The organism is Agrococcus sp. TSP3-2-1, from assembly GCF_049897585.1.
Taxonomy (GTDB): Bacteria; Actinomycetota; Actinomycetes; order Actinomycetales; family Microbacteriaceae; genus Agrococcus.
The window spans coordinates 183,750-205,189 of record NZ_JAFCWN010000002.1 but is presented as its reverse complement, the minus strand read 5'-3'; the positions used below and the strand labels follow the sequence as shown (position 1 = coordinate 205,189).

Genomic DNA, 21,440 nt, shown 5'->3' with positions numbered 1-21,440 from the left:
CCCCCGGCGGGTCAGCGGGACGAGACGCTGCCGAAGCGCTGCGCGATCGGCACGAGCAGCGAGGGCCGCGCGGCGAACCACGCCGCGGCGATGACGAGCAGCGAGCCGGCGAAGAACGCGAAGCCCAGCCAGTCGTCGGCATCGCGCGCCGCGTACATGTGGTTGAGGTTGCGCAGCGCCCCGGTCGTGAGCACGAGCAGCACGTGCGTGACGATGAAGACCACGAAGTACAGCATCACGGGGAAGTGCACCGCGCGCGCCCACTCGACGGGGAAGGCGCGGTCGAGGCCGGCCTTTCCCTGCGGCCACCAGCGGCTCATCCGGATGCCCGTGATGATCGCGAGCGGCGCGGCGACGAACACGGTGGTGAAGTACGCGAGCTGCTGGAGCGCGTTGTAGTTCACCCAGCCGTGCTCGGTCGGCCAGTCGAGCGAGACGTACTGCAGGCCGGCGGAGATCGCGTGCGGGAAGACCTCGAGGCTCGTCGGCACGATGCGCATCCACTGCCCGGTCGCGAACAGCAGCACGACGAAGACGAGCCCGTTCACGACCCACAGCACGTCGAGGCTCGTGTGGAGCCAGACCGAGAGCGAGGTCTTCTTGCCGCCGCGCTTCGGGGTCCAGTAGGCGTCGGGCTTCCGCTCATACCGCACCTGCAAGCCGGAGCGGATGATGAGCACGATCAGCAGCGAGTTGAAGAAGTGCGACCAGCCCAGCCACGGCGGCAGGCCGACGGGAGCGCCCTCGGGCAGGTCGTAAGTGCCGGAGTACTGCTGCATGAACGCCGCGACCGGCTCCAGGCCGACGAACCAGCGGGCGATCGCGACGACGATCGTCGCGAGGCCGATGATCGCGAGCGTGACGATGACGCCCGTCGCGATCCACTGGCGCGCGGTGACCGGGCGCATCGACGGCGCGGCGGCCGGCTTCGCCGCAGGGGCGGGCTTCACCGCGGGAGCGGGTTGAGCAGCCGCCGCATCCACCGCTGGTCGAGTGGCCGCCGCAGGCGGCGTATCGAGACCACTCGCCTCCGTCTCGATACGCGCGCTGCGCGCGCTACTCGACGAACGGGTGGCGGCGGGCGCCTCCACCTCCGCTGGTCGAGTAGCCGCCGCAGGCTGCTCCGCCTCCGCTGGTCGAGCAGCCGCCGCAGGCGCCTCCACCTCCGCCGGTCGAGTAGCCGCCGCAGGCTGCTCCGCCTCCGCTGGTCGGGCAGCCGCCGCGGGCGCCTCCACCTCCGTTGGTCGAGTAGCCGCCGTAGGCGGCGTATCGAGACCCGCCGACTCCGGCTCGACACGCGCGCTCCGCGCGCTGCTCGACGCGGCGGCGTCAGCGAGCGGCCACGGCTCGCCGCCGCGCACGCGCGGCAGCCCGCGGCGGATCTCGGCGTCGGCGTCGGGGGTGGTACCGATCGGTCGCTCGACGGGGGCGGCAGGCGACGAATCGGTACCACCCAGCGGCTCGGGCTCGCCGGCCGGCTGCTCGACCGGGGCGGCAGCGATCGGAGCGCCCGTCCCGGGCGGCCACGGCTCGCCGCCGGCGACGCGCGGCAAGCCGCGGCGGACGGCTGCTGGAGCGGACGGATTCGTCTCGATACGCGCGCTCTGCGCGCTACTCGACGAGCGGGAGGGGGCGGGCGCCTCGAGCGGCGGATTCGTCTCGATACGCGCGCCGGGCGCGCTGCTCGACGGGCGGGAGGGGGCGGGCGCGCTCACCAACGAGGGAGCTGGCGAGGGCGCGCCGACCGGCGGCACGGCCGACTCCGGCGGCCACGGCTCGCCGCCGGGCACGCGCGGGAGCCCCCGACGCACCACCACCGCTCGCTCCACCGTCAGCCCTTTCGCGCCTCGAGCGCCGCCGTGAGCTGCGGCACTATCGTGAACAGGTCGCCGACGACGCCGAGGTCGGCGATCTCGAAGATGGGGGCCGACGCATCCCGGTCGATCGCGACGATCGTCTTCGCCGTCTGCATGCCGGCGCGGTGCTGGATCGCGCCCGAGATCCCGACCGCGAGGTAGAGGTCGGGCGAGACCGACGTGCCGGTCTGCCCCACTTGCGCGCTCGGCTCGACGTAGCCGGCGTCGACCGCGGCGCGCGAGGCGCCGACCGCGGCGCCGAGCGTGTCGGCGAGCTGCTCGATGAGCGCGAACTGCTCCTTCGAGCCGAGCCCGCGGCCGCCAGAGACGATGCGCTTCGCCGTGCGCAGGTCGGGCCGGGTCGAGACTTGCGCGATCGGCTCGAAGCGCTCGATCGTCGCGGTGCGACGGCCGGATGCCGTGACCTCGAGCGGCTGGACCTCCGGCGTCACGGCCTCGGCGCGGGCGTCGATCGAGCCGAGCCGCAACGTCGCGATGAGCGGTCCGTAGGTCGCGGCCGACTCGACGTCGTACGCGCCGCCGTAGACGGAGTGGCGCACGACGACGCCCTGCTCGTCGCGCGCGACGCCGACGATGTCGGCGGCGATCGGCGCGCGGAGCCGTGCGGCGAGCCGGCCGGCGGCCTCGCGGCCCTCGACGGTCGCGGGCACGAGCACGAGCTCGGGCTGCACGAGCCGGGCCGCCGCCTCGAAGGCGTCGGCCGCGGGGGCGCCGAGGTCAGAGCCCTCGACGACCGCGGTGTGCACGCGCGCCGCGCCGAACGACGCGGCCTGCTCGACGAGGCCGGGCAGCGCATCCGCGGGCCCCGTGACGACCGCGACGGGCGTGCCGATCGAGGCGGCCGCGCCGATCGCCTCGGCGGTGCCGGCGATGAGGCCGCCCGCGGGAGCGGCGGGCAGCAGCACGAGGATGGGGTTCACGCGAGCCTCCGCTCGGCCAGGAAGGCTGCGATGCGCTCGCCCGCGTCGCCCTCGTCGGTGATGATGGTGCCCGCGGAGCGGGGCGGCCGCTCGGCGATCGAGGTCATGATCGAGCGCGGCGCCGCCGTCTCGTCGAGCGCCGCGCCGATCTCGTCGAGCGGCAGGTCGTCGAGCGTGAGCTGCTCGACGGGCTTCTTCTTCGCGTTCATGATGCCGCGCAGCGCCGGGAAGCGCGGGTCGGGCAGCGCCTCCGTCACCGAGACGACGGCGGGCAGCGGCGCCTGGACGACCATCGTCCCGCCGTCGGTCGCGCGGGTGCCGCGCACCGCATCCGCCGTGATCTCGATCGCCTCGAGGCGGGTGATGCCGGGCGCGTCGAGCATCTCGGCGAGCATCGCGGCCATCACGCCGCCGCTGCCGTCGGTGGATGCGTCGCCCGCGATGACGAGGTCGAAGCCCGTCTTGCGCAGGGCCGCGGCGAGCACCTCGGCGGTGCGCACGTAGTCGGCGCCCGCGAGCCGGGAGTCTGCGACGTGCACCGCCGACGCCGCGCCCATCGCGAGCCCCTTGCGGAGCACGGACTGCGACTCGGTCGGCGCCATCGAGAGCACGACGACCTCGGTGTCGCCGGCCTGCTCGGCGTGCTGCAGCGCCGCCTCCAGGGCGCGCTCGCCGATCTCGTCGATGACGGTCTCGCTCGCGGCTCGATCGGCGAGGCCGGTCTCGAGATCGAGCACGCGCTGCCCGTACGTGTCGGGGACGGGCTTCATGAGCACGACGATCTTCATCGAGCGGTTCCCTTCGTGGTGGGGTGCTGAGGCAACGGTACGGTGATCGACGAGGAGGAGCCGATGCCCCACAGGCCGACGAACAGCAGGCCGACGAACAGCAGGCCGATGCCGATGGATCCGATCGCCGAGGCCCGCCGCCAGTGGATCGAGCACGGCTGGACGGATGCCGTCCCGGGCATGACGCTCGTGACCTCGGTGAACCGCGCGCAGCAGCTGCTCGTCGCGCCGGTCGAGGCGTGCTTGCGGCCGTTCTCGCTGTCGTTCGCGCGCTTCGAGGTGCTGCGGCTGCTCGCGTTCACGCGCGACGGGCGGCTCCCGATGAAGTCGGCCGTGAAGCGGCTGCAGGTGCACTCGACGAGCGTGACGAGCACGGTCGACCGGCTCGTGCGCGACGGGCTCGTGACGCGCGAGCAGCACCCGACCGACGGGCGGGCGACCGTGCTGGCGATCACGGATGCGGGGCGCGAGCTCGTCGAGCGGGCGACGGTCGCGCTCAACGAGCGAGCCTTCACGGGGCTCGACATCGACGACGAGGACGCGGCGGAGCTCGTGCGGCTCATCGCGCGGATGCGGAAGCGCGCGGGCGACTTCGAGGACCCGCGACCGGTGGCGGAGCCGCTGTAGCCCCGACCATCACCCGCTCGTCGAGTAGCGCCCGCAGGGCGCGCATCGAGACGCGAGCGAGGGGTCTCGATACGCCGCCTTCGGCGGCTAGTCGACCAACGGGTGTCGTCAGCGATGCTGGAACCTCGGCTCGCGCTTCTCACTGAACGCCGCCATCCCTTCCTTCTGGTCGGCCGTGTCGAACAGGCCGGTGAAGCGCTCCGCCTCGACGGCGAGCCCCTCGGCGAGCGGCACCTCGAGCGCCGCATCCATCGCCGCCTTCGCGGCGCGGAGCGCCGGCAGCGACTTCGCCGCGATGCCCTGCGCGACCTTCCCCGCCTCCTCGAGCAGCGCATCCGCCGCCACGACGCGCGAGACGAGCCCGATGCGCTCGGCATCCTCGGCGCCCACGCGGCGCCCGGTGAGGATGATCTCGGCCGCCTTCGGGTAGCCGACCGCGCGCACGAGGCGCTGCGTGCCGCCGATGCCCGGGATGACGCCGAGGCCGACCTCGGGCAGCCCGAAGGTCGCGGTGTCGGCGGCGAGGATGATGTCGCACATGAGCGCGAGCTCGCAGCCGCCGCCGAGCGCGTAGCCCGACACCGCCGCGATGACGGGCTTCTCGACGGCCGCGAACTCGAGCCACGCGTCGAAGTGGCCGTCGGCGCGCATCTCGGCGGTCGACTTGCCCGCCATCTCCTTGATGTCGGCGCCGGCGGCGAACGCGCGCTCCGAGCCGGTCACGACGATCGCCCCGATCGCGTCATCGGCGTCGAGCTCCTTCGCGACCGCGACGACCTCGCGCATGAGCTGCGCGTTGAGTGCGTTGAGCGCCTCGGGCCGGTCGAGGTGGATCCAGGCGACCCGGCCCTGCCGCTCGACGCGGATGGTCTCGTGCTCAGTCATGCGTGCTCCTCGTGCGATCGGTGACGGCGGGCAGCTGCAGGTCGCCCTCCGGCGGCGCTGCGAAGCTCGCCTCCACCATGGCAGGCGTCACCGCTGCGAGCGACGATGGGCGCCACTTCGGCGCGCGATCCTTGTCGATGAGCTGCGCCCGCACCCCCTCGGCGAAGTCGGGCTGCATGGCGGTCGCGCGCGAGACGCGGTACTCGTCGACGAGCGCCGCCTCGAGGCTCGGCAGGCCGCGCGCGCGGCGCAGCGCAGCGAGCGTCACGGTGACGGCGAAGGGCGAGCGCTTCCGGATCGTGGCGGCGATCGCCTGCCCCTCGGGGCCGGATGCGTCGAGCCGCTCGAGCGCGCCCGTCACGTCGTCGCCGGCGAGCGCCTCGTCGACGACGGCGCGCTCGCCCTCGAGCCGGCCCTCGGGCGGCTCGGCGGCGAAGCGGCCGATCGCCTCGTCGGGCTCCGCGGCCTCGAGCGCCGCGAACAGCTCGGGGAGCCGGCGCTCCGGCACGTAGGTGTCGGCGAGCCCGAGCAGGATCGCGTCGGCGGCGCCGAAGTGGTCGCCGGTGAGCGCGGCGCGCGTGCCGAGCTCGCCGGGCTCGCGCGTGAGCAGCCATGTGGCGCCGACGTCGGGCACGAAGCCGATCGTCACCTCGGGGAAGCCGATGCGCGTCGAGTCGGTGACGACCCGGTGGCTCGCGTGCCCCGAGAGGCCGACGCCGCCGCCGAGCACGATGCCGTGCTGGATCGCGACGATCGGCTTCGGGTAGCGCGCGATCGCGGCGTTGAGCGCGTACTCGTCCCGCCAGAAGCGGCCGGCGCCCTCGCCGCCCGTCGCGCGGATGTCCTCCACGAGCGAGACGACGTCGCCGCCCGCGCAGAGCGCCCGCTCCCCCGCGCCCGTGATCGCCACGCGCTCGACGCGCGCGTCGTCCGCCCACTGCCGCAGCGCATCCGCCACCCCGAGCACCATCTCGTGCGTGAGCGCGTTGAGCGCCGGCTGCCGATCGAGCACGACGACGCCGAGCGCGCCGCGCAGCTCCGTGCGGACGTGCTCGGTGCGCACGTGCCCGCCCGTCATCGAGCGTCCAGCAGCGAGCGGCCGACGATCATGCGCATCATCTCGTTCGTGCCCTCGAGGATGCGGTGCACGCGCAGGTCGCGCACGACCCGTTCGATGCCGTACTCGTGCAGGTAGCCGTAGCCGCCGTGCAGCTGCAGCGCCTCGTCGGCGACCGAGAACGCCGCGTCGGTCGCGAATCGCTTCGCCATCGCGCACGCGGCGGGCGCGTCGGCCGCCTTCGCGTCGAGCTTCGCCGACGCCTGCACGAGCAGCGCCCGTGCCGCCTGCAGCTCGGTCTCCATGTCGGCGAGCTGGAACATCACGTGCTGCCGCGTCGCGAGCGGGGCGCCGAACGTCGAGCGGTCCTTGGCGTAGGCGATCGTGCGCTCGAGCGCGAACTGCGCGCCGCCGATCGAGCACGCGGCGATGCCGAGCCTGCCGCCGTTGAGGCCGCGCATCGCGATGCCGAAGCCGTCGCCCTCCTCGCCGAGCCGGTTCGCTGCCGGCACGCGCACGCCGTCGAGGATGACCTGCTTCGTCGGCTGCGCGTTCCAGCCCATCTTGCGCTCGTCGGGGCCGAACGAGAGGCCCGGTGCGTCGGCCGGCACGATGAACGCCGAGATGCCGCGCGAGCCCGCCTCGCCCGTGCGTGCCATGACGACGTAGACCGCCGAGCTGCCCGCGCCCGAGATGAACTGCTTCGTGCCGGTGAGCACGTAGTCGTCGCCGTCGCGCACGGCGCTCGTCGCGAGCGCCGCGGCATCGGAGCCCGCGCCGGGCTCGGTGAGGCAGTAGCTCGCGAGGTGCTCCATCGAGCACAGCTTCGGGAGCCACGCGCGGCGCTGCTCGTCGGAGCCGAAGGTGTCGATCATCCACGCGACCATGTTGTGGATCGAGATGTACGCTGCGACGGCGACGTCGCCTCGCGCGAGCTCCTCGTAGATCGCGGATGCGTCGACCCGGGCGAGGCCGGATCCCCCGACGTCCTCGCGCACGACGATCGCGCCGAGGCCGAGGGAGCCCGCCTCGCGGAGCGTCTCGACGGGGAACTCGTGGTCGGCGTCGCGCTGGTTCGCGAACGGCGCGAGGCGCGCGTCGGCGAAGTCGCGCACCGCCTCGACGAGCGCGGCGCGCTCCTCGGCGCTGATCGCCGAGGTCGACTCGGCGGGGTGGGTCAGGCTGGCGGTGCTCACGGCACGACCTCCTCGTCGCATGCTTGCGCGTCCACTCAGTTCGGTGGACGTCCACATATCTACCACTCGCGGCGCGCGGCGCGCCACCCCGCTCTGTCTTCAACCGGATAGCCGGTGGGGCGAGGAGATATGTGTCGCGCCCCACCGGCTATCCGGTTGAAGACCTCTCAGTTGAGGTGGGGCGGATGCGGTCGCTAGGTTCAGGGGCGATGGTGCCGATGGCGGCGCCGCGAAGGGTGCGCATGGACATCACCGGGCAGGTCGCCCTCGTCACCGGCGGAGCATCGGGGCTAGGCCTCGCGACCACGCGCGCGCTGCTCGCCGCAGGCGCGAAGGTCGTCGTCGCCGATCTCGGCGGCACTCCGCAGGCCGAAGCGGTCGCGCAGCTCGACGGCGCGCGCTTCGCGGCCACCGACGTGCGCGACGAGGCAGCGGTCGCCGCGGCGCTCGACGTCGTCGCCGAGCTCGGCGACCTCCGCCTCGTCGTCAACTGCGCCGGCGTCGCCGACGCCGCGAAGGTGCTCGGCAAGCGCGGCGTCTTCCCGCTCGAGACCTTCCAGCGCGTCATCGACATCAACCTCGTGGGCACGTTCAACGTCATCCGGCTCGCCACCGAGCGCATGGCCGCGCTCGAGCCGATCGGTGAGGAGCGGGGCGTGATCGTGAGCACCGCATCCGTCGCCGCCTTCGACGGCCAGATCGGGCAAGCGGCGTACTCCGCGTCGAAGGCGGGCGTGGCCGGCATGACCCTGCCGCTCGCGCGCGAGCTCGCGGCGCTGCAGGTCCGCGTCATGACGATCGCGCCGGGCCTGTTCGAGACGCCGATGCTCGCGGGCCTCCCCGAGGCCGCGCAGGTCTCGCTCGGCCAGCAGGTGCCCCACCCCGCCCGGCTCGGGCGGCCGGAGGAGTACGCGCTGCTCGTCACGCAGATCGTCGCGAACCCGATGCTCAACGGCGAGACGATCCGGCTCGACGGCTCCATCCGAATGGCACCGAGGTAGGTCACGATGCGCTCCAGCTTCTACGACGACGAGCACGACGCGTTCCGCGAGAGCGTGCGCGAGTTCACCGCTCGCCACATCGCGCCCCACTACGCGCAGTGGGAGGAGGCGGGGATGATCGGCGACGAGCTCTACCCGCTCATGGGCGAGGCGGGGCTCCTCGGCATCGCGGTGCCCGAGGCCCACGGCGGCATGGGCGTCGACGACTACCGCTTCCGCATGGTGATCAGCGAGGAGTTCGCCCGCATCGGTGCCGCCTCGGTGAACGCGACGCTCGGCGTGCACGACGACATCGTGCTGCCCTACCTCATGGACCTCGGCACCCCCGAGCAGCTCGAGCGCTGGCTGCCGCCGATGGCCGCCGGCACGTCGATCGGCGCGATCGGCATGACCGAGCCGGGAGCGGGCAGCGACCTGCAGGGCATCCACTCGAACGCCGTGCGCGACGGCGACGACTGGATCCTCAACGGCTCGAAGACGTTCATCACCAACGGCTTCCACGCCGACAAGGTGCTCGTCTTCGCCCGCACCGACCCGGCGGCGGGCTCGCGCGGCTTCACGCTCTTCCTGGTTGAGAACGGCATGGCCGGCTTCGAGCGCGGCCGCAAGCTCAAGAAGCTCGGCCTGCACGCGCAAGACACCGCCGAGCTGTTCTTCAAGGATGTGCGGATCCCGGCGGAGAACGTCGTTGGCGAGCCGGGCCAGGGTCTCGTCTACCTCATGCAGCGGCTGCCGCGCGAGCGGCTGTCGATCGCGTGCGGCGCGCTCGCGTCGGCCGAGGCCGCCTACGGCTGGGGGCGCGAGTACGTCTTCCAGCGGCAGGCGTTCGGCGCCGCGATCGGCGACCTGTCGACGGTGCGCTTCACGCTCGCCGAGCTCGAGACCGAGCTCGACGTCACGCGCGCCTACGTCGAGCGCTGCATCCTCGCGCTCAACGAGCAGCACCTGACGACCGTCGACGCGTCGAAGGCGAAGTGGTGGGCGACCGAGCTCGAGCAGCGCGTCATCACGCGCAGCCTGCAGCTGCACGGCGGCTACGGCTTCATGGACGAGTTCCCCATCTCGCGGGCGTTCCGCGACTCGCGCGTGCAGACGATCTACGGCGGCACGACCGAGATCATGAAGGAGATCATCGCCCGGGACATCGCGAAGCGGACACGGGCATAGCGGCGATCGACGCGGCGACGGAGGGATGACGGATGCGTGAGGCAGTGATCGTCGACGTGGTGCGGTCCGCGTCGGGCAAGGGCAAGCCCGGTGGCGCGCTGCACGGCGTGCACCCGGTCGACCTGCTCGCGAGCGTGCTCGAGCAGCTCGTCGCGCGCACGGGCATCGACCCCGCGATCGTCGACGACGTCATCGGCGGCTGCGTGCAGCAGGTCGGCGAGCAGTCGGGCAACGTGACGCGCAACGCCCTGCTCGCCGCCGGGTTCCCCGAGCACGTGCCCGGCACATCCATCGACCGGCAGTGCGGCTCGAGCCAGCAGGCCGCGACGTTCGCGGCGCAGGCGATCATGGCCGGCTCGCAGGACGTCGTGATCGCGTGCGGCGTCGAGTCGATGAGCCGGTTGCCGCTCGGCACTGCCGCGATCGAGCGCGACATCCACGGCTCGAGGCTCGTCGAGCGCTACCCCGACGGGCTCGTGCACCAGGGCATCTCGGCCGAGCTCATCGCCGCGAAGTGGGGCTTCAGCCGTGCGGAGCTCGACGACTTCGCCGCCCGCTCGCACGAGCTCGCCGCGGCGGCCGCCGCCGACGGCCGCTTCGAGGGCGAGGTCGTGCCGATCGCGACGCCCGCGGGCGAGCACCGGCGCGACGAGACCGTGCGTGCGTCGACGACGCGCGAGGGGCTCGCGGGTCTCAAGCCCTCGTTCGAGCACCCCCGCTACGCGGAACGCTTCCCCGAGATCGAGTGGCGCATCACGCCCGGCAACTCGTCACCGCTCACCGACGGCGCCTCGGCAGCGCTCATCATGTCGAAGGAGAAGGCGGATGCGCTGGGCCTCCGACCGCGCGCCCGCTTCGTCGCGTTCTCGGTCGTGGGCGACGACCCGATCCTGATGCTCACCGGTCCGATCCCGGCGACCGCGAAGGTGCTCGACCGGGCCGGCATGCGGATCGACGAGATCGACGCGTTCGAGGTGAACGAGGCGTTCGCGTCGGTGCCGCTCGCGTGGCTGCGCGAGACGGGCGCCGCCCCGGAGCGGCTCAACCCGCGGGGCGGCGCGATCGCGCTCGGGCACGCGCTCGGCTCGTCGGGCACGCGGCTGCTCGCGACGCTCGTGAACGAGCTCGAGCACAGCGGCGGCCGCTACGGCCTGCAGACGATGTGCGAGGGCGCGGGCATGGCGAACGCGACGATCATCGAGCGCCTGTAGCCCCCCCCCCCCCCGCTCGTCGAGCAGCGCGCTCCCCGCTCGTCGAGCAGCGCGCTCCCCGCTCGTCGAGCAGCGCACTCCCCGCTCGTCGAGTCGCGCACTCCCCGCTCGTCGAGTCGCGCACTCCCCGCTCGTCGAGTCGCGCACTCCCCGCTCGTCGAGTCGCGCACTCCCCGCTCGTCGAGTAGCGCGCGAAGCGCGCGTATCGAGACGGGACCGACGGGTCTCGATACGCCGCCTGCGGCGGCTACTCGACCGACGGGAAGGGGCGGCTACTCGACCAGCGGTGAGGCGAGCGCCTGCTCCACCTGCGGCCGCAGCTCGGCGGGCGTCGTCGTCGGGGCGAAGCGCTCGATCACGCGGCCATCCCGGCCGACCAGGAACTTCGTGAAGTTCCACTTGATCGCGCCCCCGAGCATCCCCTTCTTCTCGTCCTTCAGCCACTGGAAGACGGGATGCGTCGACGGTCCGTTGACCTCGATCGGCGCGAACATCGGGAAGCTCACGCCGTAGTTCTTCTGGCACACCTCGGCGATCTGCTCGACCGAGTCGTGCTCCTGCTTGAACGAGTCGGAGGGGAAGCCGAGCACGACGAGCCCGTCCTCCTGCAGCTCGCGATAGAGCTGCTCGAGCCCCTCGAACTGGGGCGTGAGCCCGCACTGGCTCGCGGTGTTCACGACGAGCACGACCTTGCCCTCGAAGTCCTTCAGGTCGACCTGCTCGCCCGTTAGGGCCTCTGCCTGGAAGTCGCTGAGCGTCGTCATGCCGCCACTCTGCCGCGCGTTGCTATGCGCGCCCCGAGAGCGCGGCGCCTGCCCGCCCCTCACAGAGTGCCGGAACTCCGCGATCTGAAGGCGTCAGGACGACAGAGTGCCGGAACTCTGCGGCCCGGCCAGCTCAGGCGGGCGGGGTGGCGGACGCGGCGGGCGGGGCTGGTGCGTCGAGGCGGCGGCCCGACCACGCGGCGAGCGCCGCGACGAGCACGCCGGCCGCTGCCACCCCGACGAGCCAGCGGAAGTCGACGGCGGTCAGCAAGGCGCTGCCGAGCGCGAGCATGAGCATCTGCGGCACGTTGATCGACACGTTGAGCGCCGCCGAGGTGCGGCCCTGCAGCCGCGGCGGCGTGAGCCGCATCCGCAGCGTCACGACGCCGACGATGATCCACGGCACGCCGAACCCGATGAGCGCTTGAGCCCCGCCCATCGCGCCCCAGCGCATCCATGCCTCTGCAAGCGGGCACTGCACCGCGAGGAACGCGGCGACCGTGCCGAGCCCGAGGAGCGCGAGCCCGGCCGCGACGAGCCGCCGCTCGCCGAGCCGTCGCAGCACCGCCGCCGAGCACAGTCCGCCGAGCAGCGCGCCGACGCCCTGGATCGCTTGCGCGGGGCCGAGCGCCGCCGGACCCTCCTGCAGGCCGTGCTCGACGAGCGGGAAGATCGTCGCGTTCAGCAGGCCCGTGATGCCGAAGCCGAGCGCCGTCGCGATCGTCAGCAGCCGCAGCAGCGGGTCGGCGAGCAGCGCGCGGAAGCCGCCGGACAGCTCGTGCCAGTAGGTCTCGCCCGGAAGGCGCGGCTCGGGCTCCGACTCCTGGATGCGGATCGTCGCGAGCAGCACTGCCATCGTCAGGAACCCCGCGGCGGCCAGCACGACGACCGCGGCGGGGCCCGCGGCGACGTAGAGCGCGGCCCCGAGCGCGGGGCTCACGATGCGCATGCCGTTGTCGACCGAGGTGAAGATGCCGTTGGCGCCGGCGAGCTCCTCGTCGGGCAGCAGGTCGCGCAGCAGGCCCGACTGGGCCGCGGCGGTCAGGTAGGCGGCGAGCCCATAGCCGAAGGTCACGGCGTAGATGAGCCACACGTGCTCGGCGCCCTGCACGAGCAGCAGCGTCAGCACGACCGCGGCGGTGCCGAGGTTGGTGCCGATGAGCAGCGGGCGGCGGTGCACGCGGTCGGCGAGCTGGCCGGCGAACGGCGCGAGCAGCGCCGGCAGGCCGATGAAGAGGAAGACGAGCGCGCCAGCAGCGTCGGAGCCGGTCAGCTCGCGCACCCAGATCGCCAGCACGAGGTAGAGGGCGCTGTCGCCGAGGTTCGTCGCGACCCAGCCGACCATGAGGCGGCGGTAGGCCGGCCGCCGCATGGGCGACGGCGGCTTGCGGGCGGCGGCGACGGTTGCGGTGGTCGTCATCGCGGGACTCCTGAGCTCGGGCGCGCGCCATCGCGCGCCGGGGGCGTCTCGATGCGGCCCTCACCCCGTTGATCGAGTAGGCGGCGCAGCCGCCGTATCGAGATCCGGGAGCGCGCCGCTACGGCGTCGGCTCGCCGTCGAGGTCGGGGTTCAAGGTGGCGAAGAAGTGCGCCTTGCGGCTGCCGGAGGGGCGGCTCGACTCGTCGTCCTCACGGCCGTGGAAGCGCTCGGTGAGCTTCGCGATCTCCTCGGCGAGCTCCTTGAGCTCCGCCGGCGTGGCCCAGAAGGCCGAGAGGTTGACGGTCGTGCCCTCGATCCACTCCCCCTCGGCGCCATGCTTCGTGAAGAAGTCGACGACGCGCGCGGCCTCGTGCTGCACGTAGAGCGCGCCGATCGTGGCGGAGGTGCGGATCGAGGCGGGGTCGGCCGGGTCGGGCCGGAGGTCGCGGCTGCGGTGCACGGCGCGCCACGGCTTCGACGTGCCCTGCGCCTCGCCGCGCTCGATGAAGCCGACCTTGGCGAGCGTGCGCAGGTGGAACGAGCAGTTCGAGGGGCTCTCGCCCACGTGCTCCGCGATCTGCGTCGCGGTCGCCTCGCCGAGCTCGTCGATCACGGAGAGGATCTCGACGCGCAGGGGGTGCGCGAGCGCCCGCAGCAGCGCGGGGTCGCTCGAGCGGAGGTCGGGCATGTCTGCCTTCCGCCGCGCGGCCTGCTCGGCCGCTCCCTGCACGTCGGTCTCCTCAGCCACGATCAGATCCAACCACGCTGGCTCATCGCCGCGGCGCGCATGCGCTCGAAGCGGCGCTCCGCGCGCTCGGCCTCGAGGCCTGCGCGGTGCCGCTCCTCGACGCGCACGCCGATGCGGTGGCGGATGCGTTCCATGCCTCCCATGGGTTCCCTCCTCACTCGGTGCCGGCGGTGCGATGGATGCTGGGTGCCGACATCTGAAAGGGTACTTTCAAAGCGTCTGCTTCGCAAGGCTTCTTTCGAAAAGATCGCTTCGGCGTGTCGCGGACATGCGAGAGGCCCCCGCCGCCTCGGCGAGGGCCCCAGCGCAAAGCGCGTCAGCGCATCGAGACGAGGATCTTCACCTCGTGCTCCTTGTTGTCGATGAGCTGCCGGAAGCCCTGCTCGACGATGTCGTCGACGAGGATGCGCCCGGTGATGAAGGGCTCGAGGTCGACGGCGCCGCTGCGCGCGAGCTCGATCGCCTCGACGTGGTCGTTGGCGTAGCCGATCGACGCGCCCATGACGCGGTCCTGCATCGTGAGCCCAGCGGTGATGTCCAGCTCGTACGGCTTCGTGTGGATCGCGACGATCTCGAGCCGGCCCCCGGGCCCGAGCACGTCGAGCAGCTGCGTCACGACGGCGCCGACGCCCGCCGCGTCGAACGCGACCTCCGCGCCGCGGCCCTCGGTGTCGGTGCGCACGACCTCGGCGAGGTCTTCCTTCGCGGGGTCGACCACGACATCCGCGACCCCGGTGTCGCGCGCCTTCTCGCGGCGCGCGGTCGACATCTCCGACACGATGACCCGCAGGCCCTTCGCCTTCAGCACCGCCGCGACGAGCAGGCCGATCGGGCCCGCGCCGCCGACGACGGCCGTCTGGCCCTCCTCGGCACCCGCGTGCTTGACGGCGTGCACCGCGACGGCGAGCGGCTCGATGAGCGCCGCCTGGTCGAGCGGCAGGTCGCCGACGGGGTGCACCCAGCGGCGATCGACGACGGTGCGCTCGCTGAGCCCGCCGCCGAGGCCCGAGATGCCGATGAAGCCCATCTGCTCGCAGAGGTTGTACTTCCCGGCCTGGCACGCGGGGCACGTGCCGTCGACCATGAGCGGCTCGACGACGACGCGATCGCCGACCTCGAGGCCGTCGACGCCCTCCCCGAGCTCCTCGACGACGCCCGAGAACTCGTGGCCCATGACGACCGGCAGCGTCTCGTTCGAGAGCGGATGCGGCTGGTCGGCCGAGGGCGCGGGCGGGATCGGGCCGTCGTGGTACAGGTGCAGATCGCTGCCGCAGATGCCGTTGAAGGCCGGCGCGATCTTGACGGTGCCGGGGCGCGTCTCGGGCTCCTCCACCTCCTCGACGCGGATGTCTTCCTTGCCGTAGTACATCGCCGCCTTCATGTCGCGACTCCCTTCGTCGATGGAGCCCCCACCATGGCGCGCGCGCATCAGAGCGCGCTGGACGCGCGCGTCAGCCTGCCGCGACGAGCTCCTCGCGGCGCAGCTCGATCCAGGGCCCTGCGGGGTTGATGACGATCGCGGCGAACGGCCCCTGCTGCAGCTGCTCGAGCACGTGCGTCGTGGTCGTCGTGACGATGCCGTCGCGCAGGTCACGGGCGGCGAGCTCGGGAGCCGACGTGTAGACGACGAGCGCCGTGCTGCCGTCGTCGCGGCGCGTGACGCGCAGCTGCGGGGGCGCGTCGCTCCCCTGGCCCTCGGCCGGCTGACCGGCGAGCAGGAGCGGCCCCTCGGCGACGAGCGCGGTGATGACCTCCGCGCGCGAGCCGGTGCCCGCATCTGCCGCCGCGATCGCGGCGCTCAGCCGGTCGTTGCGCGGATGGCGCAGGGCGAAGTCGATGTCGGCCGCCGAGAGGGCCGCGGTCTTCTCGGCCGGGTCGATGTAGAGCCACGCGGCACCCTGGCGCTGCGCGAGCTCGAGCACCGCGGCCGCCGGTTGCGCGATCGACTGGTACTGCGTGCCCTCCGGGTGGATGCGGGCGATCTCGGCGTTGCTCGTGAACGCGAGCAGCGCGCGCTGCCCGTCGGGCCCGACGCGCTGGTTGATGCGCAGCTTCGACCCCGTGTGGAGGCGGCCGTCGGAGATGTCGAGCTCGGAGCCCGTCACGTCGAGCAGCAGCTCGCCCGTGAGGCACGCGCGCAGCACGTCGATCATCGTCTCCTGCGAGCGGTCGGCGGCGAACGCCGCCACTGCCCGCCGCACCCGGCCGTTGTCCACGAGCTCTGCCATGCGACCACGCTAGCGATCGCTCGGGCCGCGCGGCAGAGAATCTGCCGACGATGCACGATTCAGTCTTGACTTATATAATCCACGATGCAACAGTGCTCGCATGCACGCGCTCGACGTCCTCGGCGATCCGGTGCGGCGACGCATCCTCGAGCTGCTCGCCGACGGCGAGTCGAGCGCGGGCGAGCTTGCCGAGACGATCGGCGCGGAGTTCGGCATCAGCCAGCCGGCGGTGAGCCAGCACTTGCGGGTGCTGCGCGAGCAGGGCTTCGCGAGCGTGCGGCCCGAGGGGCGACGGCGTCTCTACGCGGTCGATGCGGCCGGTCCGCGCGCGGCGAGCGAGTGGCTCAGCGCGTTCGACCGCTCCTGGGTGCCGCGGCTCGCGGCGCTCGACACCGAGCTCGCGCGAGGACGCCGCCAGCGGCGGCTCGACGCCGAGCGCGACAGCACGACGGAGGGATGACCATGGTGGATGTCCAGGCACGGCTCGGCGCGGTCGAGCGCTCGGTGGGGAGCACGGAGGTCGACGGCGCGCCCGCGCGCGTGCAGTCGCTCGCGCAGCGCTACCCCTCCCCGATCGACGACGTGTGGAGCGCCGTGACGGATCCCGCTCGCATCGCGCGCTGGTTCCTGCCGGTCTCTGGCGAGCTGCGGCTCGGCGGCCGCTACCAGACCGAGGGCAACGCGGGCGGCGAGATCCTCGAGTGCGAACCGCCTGCTGACGACCGCGCGCGCTATCGCGTGACGTGGGAGTTCGGCGGCGGCATGTCGTGGCTCACGGTGCGACTGACGGCCGAGGGCGACGCGACCCGGTTCGAGCTCGAGCACGTCGCGCGCGAGGCGGATGTGCCGGCGGAGATGTGGGAGACGTTCGGCCCGGGCGCCACCGGCGTCGGGTGGGACGGCGGACTCCTCGGCCTCGCGCTGCACCTGACGGCGCCGGAGGCGGCGATGACGCCCGAGCAGGGCCAGGCGTGGGCGATGGGCGACGAGGGCAAGGCGTTCAACCGCGGCTCGGCCGATGCGTGGGCTGAGGCGTCGATCCTCGCCGGCATCGACCGCGAGACCGCGCGCCGTCAGGCGACGGCGACCTTCGGCTTCTACGCCGGCGAGATGCACATGGACGGCGAAGGCCCCGACCCGACGGGCGGCGATCCGGCGCACGCGAACCGCTGATCGCGAGCCGCTCGCGCTCGTGTGCGCCGCGCGACCCGGCCGCTTGTCTCGTCCCGCTACAGCAGACCGCGCGTTGCCTGCACCTGCGCTCGCAGTCGGTCGTGCTCGAGCAGCTGGTGCTCGGCCTCCACCGCCACCGTGTGGCGCTGGAGCCACGATGTCTTCGCCGTCCCGAAGCGCGTGCTGCGCTCGCTGCGTGCCATGGTGATGCCTCCTCGAATCGAACCCTCGGGTTCGAGTCCATCACCGACCACCCACATGCATCGGGCGCTGCGACGCCCCGTGCAGGCGGCCCCGGAAGGGCCGCCCGGGTTCGAGCTGACCCGTTCTCGCCGAGCCGAGCCGTTGCAGCGGGTCGCGTCGGCGAGCAGGGGTCGAATGGCTGCCGCGACGGGTCGAGTCGGCGCGAAGGGGTCGCGTCGGCCGGCCCGCCTGGCGCTCACCGGACGAGCAGGATCTTGCCGCCCGGCGCATCCGCCGAGCCCATCAGCGCGTGCGCCGCGCCCGCCTCGGCGAGCGGCATCGTCGCGCCGATGACCGGGCGGATCTCGCCGGTCGAGAAGAGCGGCCAGACGTGCTCGCGCACCTGGGCCACCGCATCCGCCTTCGAGCCGCGCCCCTCGATCGGGCGCGCGCGAAGCGTCATGGCGCGGAGCGTCACCCGGCGCTGCATGAGCCGGCGCAGGTCGACCTCCGCCCTCGAGCCGCCCTGCACGGCGATGATCGTGAGCGACCCGTCGAGGGCGAGCGCGTCGAGATTGCGGTCGAGGTAGTCGGCGCCGATGACGTCGAGCACGAGCTCGGCGCCGCGGCCCTCGGTCGCGCCGAGCACCGCCTCGACGAAGTCCTCCGAGCGGTAGTCGATCGCGAGCTCCGCGCCGAGCGAGCGCACGAGGCCGTGATGGCGCGCGCTCGCGGTCGTCGCGACGCGCCAGCCGTGGGCGCGCAGCAGCAGGATCGCCATCGTGCCGATGCCGCCGGAGCCCCCGTGCACGAGCGCGAGGCCATCGGGCGAGGGCGGCGGCACGTCGCGGATGGCGGTCCAGACGGTGAGCACCGCCTCGGGGAGCGCCGCCGCCTCGTCGAGCGCGATCGCCGCAGGCACGGGCAGCACTTGCGTTGCCGGCACCGCGACCCGCTCGGCGTAGCCGCCGCCCGCGAGCAGCGCGCACACCGGCTCGCCGAGCGTGAACCCCTCCACGCCCTCGCCGAGCGCCGTGATCGTGCCCGAGCACTCGAGCCCGATGATGTCGGAGGCGCCGGGCGGCGGCGGGTACTTGCCCGCCGCTTGCATGACGTCGGCCCGGTTGACGGCGGCCGCGACGACGTCGATGACGACCTCGCCGTGCCCCGCCACGGGATCGGGCGCATCCGCCCACTCGAGCCGCGCGCCCGCCGCGCGCTGCCGGATCGCCTTCACGTCGTCACCGCACCGCGATCGTGAGCAGCAGCACCGCGTCGGTGAGCGCATCCACCGCGTGCGTCTCGTCGGGGATGTCGACGATGTCGCCGGCCGCGAGCTCGACCGACGCGCTCCCCCACCGCAGCCGCACGCGACCGACGAGCACGTGCAGCGTGCCCTCGCCGTTCGCGGAGTGGTCATCCATGCCGTTGCCCTCGGTGAGCGCGAGCACCGTCTGCCGCAGTGAGAGCGCGCGGCCCGAGCGGGTCGACCGCCCGGCGCGGCCGCTCGAGGCCTCGCGCGCGGTCGCGAGCAGCTCGTCGGCGAGGGTGGGCAGGTGCACGGCGTCCATGCCCCCAGCATGCCGGGGATCCCGCCGGGGCTCTAGCCTGGCGGCGGAGGCGGACATGGCGGATGCAGTGGGTCACGAGGGCGCGCTCGGCGCGCCTCGCGTCGTGGCGGACGCCGCCGAGCTCGCCGCGCGCACCTCGCGGGCGCCGGCACGCTCGAGATCGGCAGCGAGCCGGTCGAGCTGCTGGCCGGCGCGATCGTGTGGCTGCCGCGCGGCTCGCGGCGCGCGGTGACCGCGGGCGAGCAGGGCCTCCGCTACCTCTCGGTGCACCGGCGGAGGGCGGCTTGCAGATCACCTCGCGGAGAACGTCTTCCCCGCCAGGAGGGCAGAAGCACTAGACCCAATCCCGCAGCACGTCAGCAGCCGTCGAGATTCCGTACCGCATCTCGAGCAGATCGATGAGGTCGCCGGGCTCGAGTCGCGGACTCGACAAGCGCGCGGCCATCGCGCGCAGGGCGGCAGCGCTCTCGACCGGCTGCGCTTGCACCATCTCGTCGAGAAAGGGCGCGGGTCGGATCACCTTCAGCCCCCCAGGAAGCTTCGCCGGAGGGAAGTCTCGAACGTTGTCAGTGACGATGACGTCTGCACCGCCGATGATGGCGGCAGCCACCACGTGCTCGTCATCCGGGTCCGGTAGCCCCACCGGGCGAATCGTTGCCCACGTGTCGATCGTGGCACCGGAGAAAGCGTCGCACATCCGCTTCAGCAGCGCGGCGGCCCGTTGCTCGGCTTCTTCGGCAGAAGTTCCGCGGTCGCGCAGCTTCTCCGCCTCGTGGTACTCGAGCTCTTCCAGAGTGACGTCGCTCCACATCGGGCGGTAGACATTCTCTACGGCCAAGCTCAGCAGGAAATCACGCTGCCTGCTCGGCCATAGCGCACAGGTATCCAGGAGCGCGACGTACATTTCCTCATGCTGGCGGACGCTGCTCGCGCTGTCGAGCCTTCCTCGCCGATGCGACCGCCTTGCGCGCTCGCTTCGCGCGCTCCAGGATCTCCTGCGCACTTGGTTCGTCATCAGGATCGACGTGCAGAGCCGCGATAGCAGCAAGCTGCTCGTCGCGTCGGCGGGCGCGGAACGTCAGGAGATCATCCATGCGAATGCGCCGGTGCGTGCCGACGCGCTCGAACGCCAGCTCGCCCCGCTCAAGGATGGCGATCACCGTCGGCCGAGTCACTCCGAGCAGATCTGCGGCCTGCTGCGTCGTCAAGAGCTGATCGACGGGCGTCACGTGCACGGCCTTGCCTGCGTTCATGGAGTCGACGACCTGCACCAGAACGTCGTACACCGCGTCAGGCAGCTCGAATCGAGAGCCATCCGGCGCGACGAGCGCAGCCGAACGCTCCTGATGAAGTAGGTCACTGACGACGCCGAGCTCCTCATCGACCGGCGGCAGATACGTGTGGGTGGCCAGAGCGGTGCTCATGTGTACCTCCTAGGAGGAAATAACGTAACATACTTTCGCATCTTGCGTTCACCAAGGGGTGAGAGTGTCCTTGCTCTTGGTCCCTGCGATGCAGCCTGCGCATCTTGAGCGGCTCGTCGGGTTGTATTGACGATCCCGGTTCGCCGACGCGCTACCGTCGGCTCTCGTGAGCAACGTCGCCCCCTCCGCCGTCATCCTCGTGCGCTCGCGCCGGTTCCGCGTGAACCCCGCGACGGCCGCCGACAACGCCTTCCAGGCCGACCCGCCGGCGGTCGACCCCGCGGCCCTGTCGGCGCAGGCGACGCGCGAGATGGACGCGGTCGCCGACGCGCTCCGCGCGGCGGGCGTGACGGTGCACGTCTTCGACGACAACGACCCCACGCGCCCCGACAGCGTTTTCCCCAACAACTGGATCTCGACGCATCCGGGTGGCATGGTCGGCGTCTTCCCGATGTTCGCCGCGAACCGGCGGCACGAGCGCCGCGGCGACGTGCTCGAGATGCTCAAGGCGCACTACCGGGTGCAGACGATCGTCGACTACTCGGGCCTCGAGGCCGACGGCATCTTCCTCGAGGGCACCGGCGCGATGGTGATCGACCACGACTCCCGCGTCGCCTACATGGCGCGCAGCCACCGCGCCGACCAAGTGGCGCTCGAGCGCTTCTGCGCCGACTTCGCCTACGAGCCGATGGCGTTCGACGCCTTCGACTCGGGCGGCCTGCCGGTCTACCACACCAACGTGCTCGGCTGGATCGGCACCCGCATGGCGATGTTCGCGCTCGAGATGGTGCCGGATTCGTCGCGTCGCGAAGCGCTGCGCGAGCGCCTGTCGGTGCACGGTCGGCAGGTCGTCGAGCTCACCGAGGCGCAGGTCGGCGAGTTCGCGGGCAACGCGATCGAGCTGACCGGTCGGCACGCCGACGGCAGCTGGCGGCCGATCGTGGCGATGTCGGCGCGGGCGCGGCGCTCGCTGCGCGACGACCAGGTCGCCGCGATCGAGCGCTCGGCCGGGATCGTCGCGGTCGACATCCCGACGCTCGAGCTCTCGGGCGGCTCGGTGCGCTGCATGATCGCCGGCATCCACCTCGACCCGCGGCCCGGTGTGCGGCCGGGGCACGCGGCGGCGGACGACGCGCTCGCCGTGGAGGGCAGCGGGCTCCTCGCGTAGCCGAGGACCTCTCCGCTGGTCGCGCTTCGCGC

General features: G+C 72.7%; 24 protein-coding genes. 7 read left to right on the top strand and 17 right to left on the bottom strand.

The annotated features are described in order from the left end of the window. Positions 1-11 precede the first annotated feature (11 nt). The 3 genes from ACP7BI_RS03500 to ACP7BI_RS03490 all read right to left on the bottom strand — a co-directional run bounded on the left by ACP7BI_RS03500 (position 12) and on the right by ACP7BI_RS03490 (position 3,585). Positions 12-950 (bottom strand): cytochrome b/b6 domain-containing protein, encoded by a 939-nt coding sequence (locus ACP7BI_RS03500; RefSeq protein ID WP_425843779.1) that lies wholly within the window; start codon positions 948-950, stop codon positions 12-14. 881 nt (positions 951-1,831) lie between these two features. Beyond that, positions 1,832-2,797 carry an electron transfer flavoprotein subunit alpha/FixB family protein gene (locus tag ACP7BI_RS03495; protein ID WP_425843778.1) on the bottom strand — a complete coding sequence of 322 codons (966 nt, stop codon included), beginning with the start codon at positions 2,795-2,797 and terminating at the stop codon, positions 1,832-1,834. Beyond that, positions 2,794-3,585: an electron transfer flavoprotein subunit beta/FixA family protein gene (locus ACP7BI_RS03490; protein ID WP_425843777.1), complete on the bottom strand. Its 792-nt coding sequence runs from the start codon at positions 3,583-3,585 to the stop codon at positions 2,794-2,796. The genes ACP7BI_RS03495 and ACP7BI_RS03490 overlap by 4 nt, the downstream gene beginning before the upstream one ends. A gap of 63 nt (positions 3,586-3,648) precedes the next feature. On the opposite strand from ACP7BI_RS03490, the gene ACP7BI_RS03485 reads away from it, so the two are divergent. Continuing rightward, the gene (locus tag ACP7BI_RS03485) at positions 3,649-4,212 is read left to right on the top strand and encodes a MarR family winged helix-turn-helix transcriptional regulator (RefSeq protein ID WP_425843776.1); all 564 of its coding nucleotides are present in this window, start codon (positions 3,649-3,651) and stop codon (positions 4,210-4,212) included. 108 nt (positions 4,213-4,320) lie between these two features. Here the strand turns inward: ACP7BI_RS03485 and ACP7BI_RS03480 are convergent, their stop codons facing one another. The 3 genes from ACP7BI_RS03480 to ACP7BI_RS03470 are packed head-to-tail and all read right to left on the bottom strand — an operon-like array spanning position 4,321 to position 7,350. After that, positions 4,321-5,097, bottom strand: a complete 777-nt coding sequence (locus ACP7BI_RS03480) for an enoyl-CoA hydratase-related protein (RefSeq protein ID WP_425843775.1) — start codon at positions 5,095-5,097, stop codon at positions 4,321-4,323. Continuing rightward, entirely contained in the window at positions 5,090-6,160 is a 1,071-nt protein-coding gene (locus ACP7BI_RS03475) for a 3-hydroxyisobutyryl-CoA hydrolase (protein ID WP_425843774.1), read from the bottom strand. Before ACP7BI_RS03475 ends, ACP7BI_RS03480 begins: the two co-directional genes overlap by 8 nt. Positions 6,161-6,171: 11 nt before the next feature. Further along, positions 6,172-7,350 (bottom strand): acyl-CoA dehydrogenase family protein, encoded by a 1,179-nt coding sequence (locus ACP7BI_RS03470; RefSeq protein WP_425843773.1) that lies wholly within the window; start codon positions 7,348-7,350, stop codon positions 6,172-6,174. Positions 7,351-7,592: 242 nt separating this feature from the next. Here ACP7BI_RS03470 and ACP7BI_RS03465 point away from each other — a divergent pair, with 242 nt between their 5' ends. The 3 genes from ACP7BI_RS03465 to ACP7BI_RS03455 are packed head-to-tail and all read left to right on the top strand — an operon-like array spanning position 7,593 to position 10,729. Continuing rightward, positions 7,593-8,351, top strand: coding sequence for an SDR family NAD(P)-dependent oxidoreductase (locus ACP7BI_RS03465; protein WP_425843771.1), 759 nt, complete (start codon positions 7,593-7,595; stop codon positions 8,349-8,351). A 6-nt stretch (positions 8,352-8,357) separates the two neighbouring features. Continuing rightward, entirely contained in the window at positions 8,358-9,518 is a 1,161-nt protein-coding gene (locus ACP7BI_RS03460) for an acyl-CoA dehydrogenase family protein (protein WP_425843770.1), read from the top strand. Between the two features lie 32 nt (positions 9,519-9,550). Further along, a complete protein-coding gene (locus tag ACP7BI_RS03455; RefSeq protein ID WP_425843768.1) occupies positions 9,551-10,729 on the top strand; it encodes a thiolase family protein in 1,179 nt (392 codons plus the stop codon). A 272-nt stretch (positions 10,730-11,001) separates the two neighbouring features. On the opposite strand, the gene ACP7BI_RS03450 is transcribed toward ACP7BI_RS03455, so the two are convergent. From ACP7BI_RS03450 to ACP7BI_RS03425, 6 genes are all read right to left on the bottom strand, one after another. Continuing rightward, positions 11,002-11,493, bottom strand: a complete 492-nt coding sequence (locus ACP7BI_RS03450) for a glutathione peroxidase (protein ID WP_425843766.1) — start codon at positions 11,491-11,493, stop codon at positions 11,002-11,004. Positions 11,494-11,626: 133 nt separating this feature from the next. Then, a complete protein-coding gene (locus ACP7BI_RS03445; RefSeq protein WP_425843765.1) occupies positions 11,627-12,913 on the bottom strand; it encodes an MFS transporter in 1,287 nt (428 codons plus the stop codon). Positions 12,914-13,031: 118 nt separating this feature from the next. Then, complete coding sequence (locus ACP7BI_RS03440) at positions 13,032-13,661, bottom strand: ArsR/SmtB family transcription factor (protein ID WP_425843763.1); 630 nt, start codon at positions 13,659-13,661, stop codon at positions 13,032-13,034. Positions 13,662-13,663: 2 nt separating this feature from the next. Then, a complete protein-coding gene (locus tag ACP7BI_RS03435; protein WP_425843762.1) occupies positions 13,664-13,804 on the bottom strand; it encodes a hypothetical protein in 141 nt (46 codons plus the stop codon). A gap of 173 nt (positions 13,805-13,977) precedes the next feature. Next, positions 13,978-15,042, bottom strand: a complete 1,065-nt coding sequence (locus ACP7BI_RS03430) for a 2,3-butanediol dehydrogenase (protein ID WP_425843761.1) — start codon at positions 15,040-15,042, stop codon at positions 13,978-13,980. 70 nt (positions 15,043-15,112) lie between these two features. Further along, positions 15,113-15,889 carry an SseB family protein gene (locus tag ACP7BI_RS03425; RefSeq protein WP_425843759.1) on the bottom strand — a complete coding sequence of 259 codons (777 nt, stop codon included), beginning with the start codon at positions 15,887-15,889 and terminating at the stop codon, positions 15,113-15,115. 100 nt (positions 15,890-15,989) lie between these two features. On the opposite strand from ACP7BI_RS03425, the gene ACP7BI_RS03420 reads away from it, so the two are divergent. Together ACP7BI_RS03420 and ACP7BI_RS03415 are read left to right on the top strand one after the other, a co-directional pair. Further along, positions 15,990-16,349: an ArsR/SmtB family transcription factor gene (locus ACP7BI_RS03420; protein WP_425843758.1), complete on the top strand. Its 360-nt coding sequence runs from the start codon at positions 15,990-15,992 to the stop codon at positions 16,347-16,349. Positions 16,350-16,351: 2 nt separating this feature from the next. Then, positions 16,352-17,062 carry an SRPBCC domain-containing protein gene (locus ACP7BI_RS03415; protein WP_425843757.1) on the top strand — a complete coding sequence of 237 codons (711 nt, stop codon included), beginning with the start codon at positions 16,352-16,354 and terminating at the stop codon, positions 17,060-17,062. 56 nt (positions 17,063-17,118) lie between these two features. Here the strand turns inward: ACP7BI_RS03415 and ACP7BI_RS03410 are convergent, their stop codons facing one another. From ACP7BI_RS03410 to ACP7BI_RS03390, 5 genes are all read right to left on the bottom strand, one after another. Continuing rightward, a complete protein-coding gene (locus tag ACP7BI_RS03410; RefSeq protein ID WP_021011530.1) occupies positions 17,119-17,265 on the bottom strand; it encodes a hypothetical protein in 147 nt (48 codons plus the stop codon). 236 nt (positions 17,266-17,501) lie between these two features. After that, entirely contained in the window at positions 17,502-18,482 is a 981-nt protein-coding gene (locus ACP7BI_RS03405) for an NAD(P)H-quinone oxidoreductase (protein ID WP_425843756.1), read from the bottom strand. 4 nt (positions 18,483-18,486) lie between these two features. Then, positions 18,487-18,816, bottom strand: a complete 330-nt coding sequence (locus tag ACP7BI_RS03400) for a LuxR family transcriptional regulator (RefSeq protein WP_425843755.1) — start codon at positions 18,814-18,816, stop codon at positions 18,487-18,489. A 334-nt stretch (positions 18,817-19,150) separates the two neighbouring features. Further along, the gene (locus ACP7BI_RS03395; RefSeq protein ID WP_425843754.1) at positions 19,151-19,720 is read right to left on the bottom strand and encodes a PIN domain-containing protein; all 570 of its coding nucleotides are present in this window, start codon (positions 19,718-19,720) and stop codon (positions 19,151-19,153) included. A 4-nt stretch (positions 19,721-19,724) separates the two neighbouring features. Then, entirely contained in the window at positions 19,725-20,240 is a 516-nt protein-coding gene (locus tag ACP7BI_RS03390) for a helix-turn-helix domain-containing protein (protein ID WP_425843752.1), read from the bottom strand. Between the two features lie 166 nt (positions 20,241-20,406). On the opposite strand from ACP7BI_RS03390, the gene ctlX reads away from it, so the two are divergent. Further along, positions 20,407-21,408 carry a citrulline utilization hydrolase CtlX gene (gene ctlX, locus ACP7BI_RS03385; RefSeq protein WP_425843751.1) on the top strand — a complete coding sequence of 334 codons (1,002 nt, stop codon included), beginning with the start codon at positions 20,407-20,409 and terminating at the stop codon, positions 21,406-21,408. The last annotated feature ends 32 nt before the right edge of the window (positions 21,409-21,440 follow it).

Excerpts from the sequence above, each read along its gene's own strand:
- ACP7BI_RS03485 (WP_425843776.1), top strand. The coding sequence starts at position 3,649 with ATGCCCCACAGGCCGACGAACAGCAGGCCGACGAACAGCAGGCCGATG.
- ACP7BI_RS03420 (WP_425843758.1), top strand. The coding sequence starts at position 15,990 with ATGCACGCGCTCGACGTCCTCGGCGATCCGGTGCGGCGACGCATCCTC.
- ACP7BI_RS03395 (WP_425843754.1), bottom strand. The coding sequence starts at position 19,720 with ATGTACGTCGCGCTCCTGGATACCTGTGCGCTATGGCCGAGCAGGCAG.
- ACP7BI_RS03430 (WP_425843761.1), bottom strand. The coding sequence starts at position 15,042 with ATGAAGGCGGCGATGTACTACGGCAAGGAAGACATCCGCGTCGAGGAG.
- ACP7BI_RS03450 (WP_425843766.1), bottom strand. The coding sequence starts at position 11,493 with ATGACGACGCTCAGCGACTTCCAGGCAGAGGCCCTAACGGGCGAGCAG.
- ACP7BI_RS03465 (WP_425843771.1), top strand. The coding sequence starts at position 7,593 with ATGGACATCACCGGGCAGGTCGCCCTCGTCACCGGCGGAGCATCGGGG.
- ACP7BI_RS03435 (WP_425843762.1), bottom strand. The coding sequence starts at position 13,804 with ATGGGAGGCATGGAACGCATCCGCCACCGCATCGGCGTGCGCGTCGAG.
- ACP7BI_RS03460 (WP_425843770.1), top strand. The coding sequence starts at position 8,358 with ATGCGCTCCAGCTTCTACGACGACGAGCACGACGCGTTCCGCGAGAGC.
- ACP7BI_RS03410 (WP_021011530.1), bottom strand. The coding sequence starts at position 17,265 with ATGGCACGCAGCGAGCGCAGCACGCGCTTCGGGACGGCGAAGACATCG.
- ACP7BI_RS03480 (WP_425843775.1), bottom strand. The coding sequence starts at position 5,097 with ATGACTGAGCACGAGACCATCCGCGTCGAGCGGCAGGGCCGGGTCGCC.
- ACP7BI_RS03415 (WP_425843757.1), top strand. The coding sequence starts at position 16,352 with ATGGTGGATGTCCAGGCACGGCTCGGCGCGGTCGAGCGCTCGGTGGGG.
- ACP7BI_RS03400 (WP_425843755.1), bottom strand. The coding sequence starts at position 18,816 with ATGGACGCCGTGCACCTGCCCACCCTCGCCGACGAGCTGCTCGCGACC.
- ACP7BI_RS03490 (WP_425843777.1), bottom strand. The coding sequence starts at position 3,585 with ATGAAGATCGTCGTGCTCATGAAGCCCGTCCCCGACACGTACGGGCAG.
- ACP7BI_RS03445 (WP_425843765.1), bottom strand. The coding sequence starts at position 12,913 with ATGACGACCACCGCAACCGTCGCCGCCGCCCGCAAGCCGCCGTCGCCC.
- ACP7BI_RS03390 (WP_425843752.1), bottom strand. The coding sequence starts at position 20,240 with ATGAGCACCGCTCTGGCCACCCACACGTATCTGCCGCCGGTCGATGAG.
- ACP7BI_RS03455 (WP_425843768.1), top strand. The coding sequence starts at position 9,551 with ATGCGTGAGGCAGTGATCGTCGACGTGGTGCGGTCCGCGTCGGGCAAG.
- ACP7BI_RS03425 (WP_425843759.1), bottom strand. The coding sequence starts at position 15,889 with ATGGCAGAGCTCGTGGACAACGGCCGGGTGCGGCGGGCAGTGGCGGCG.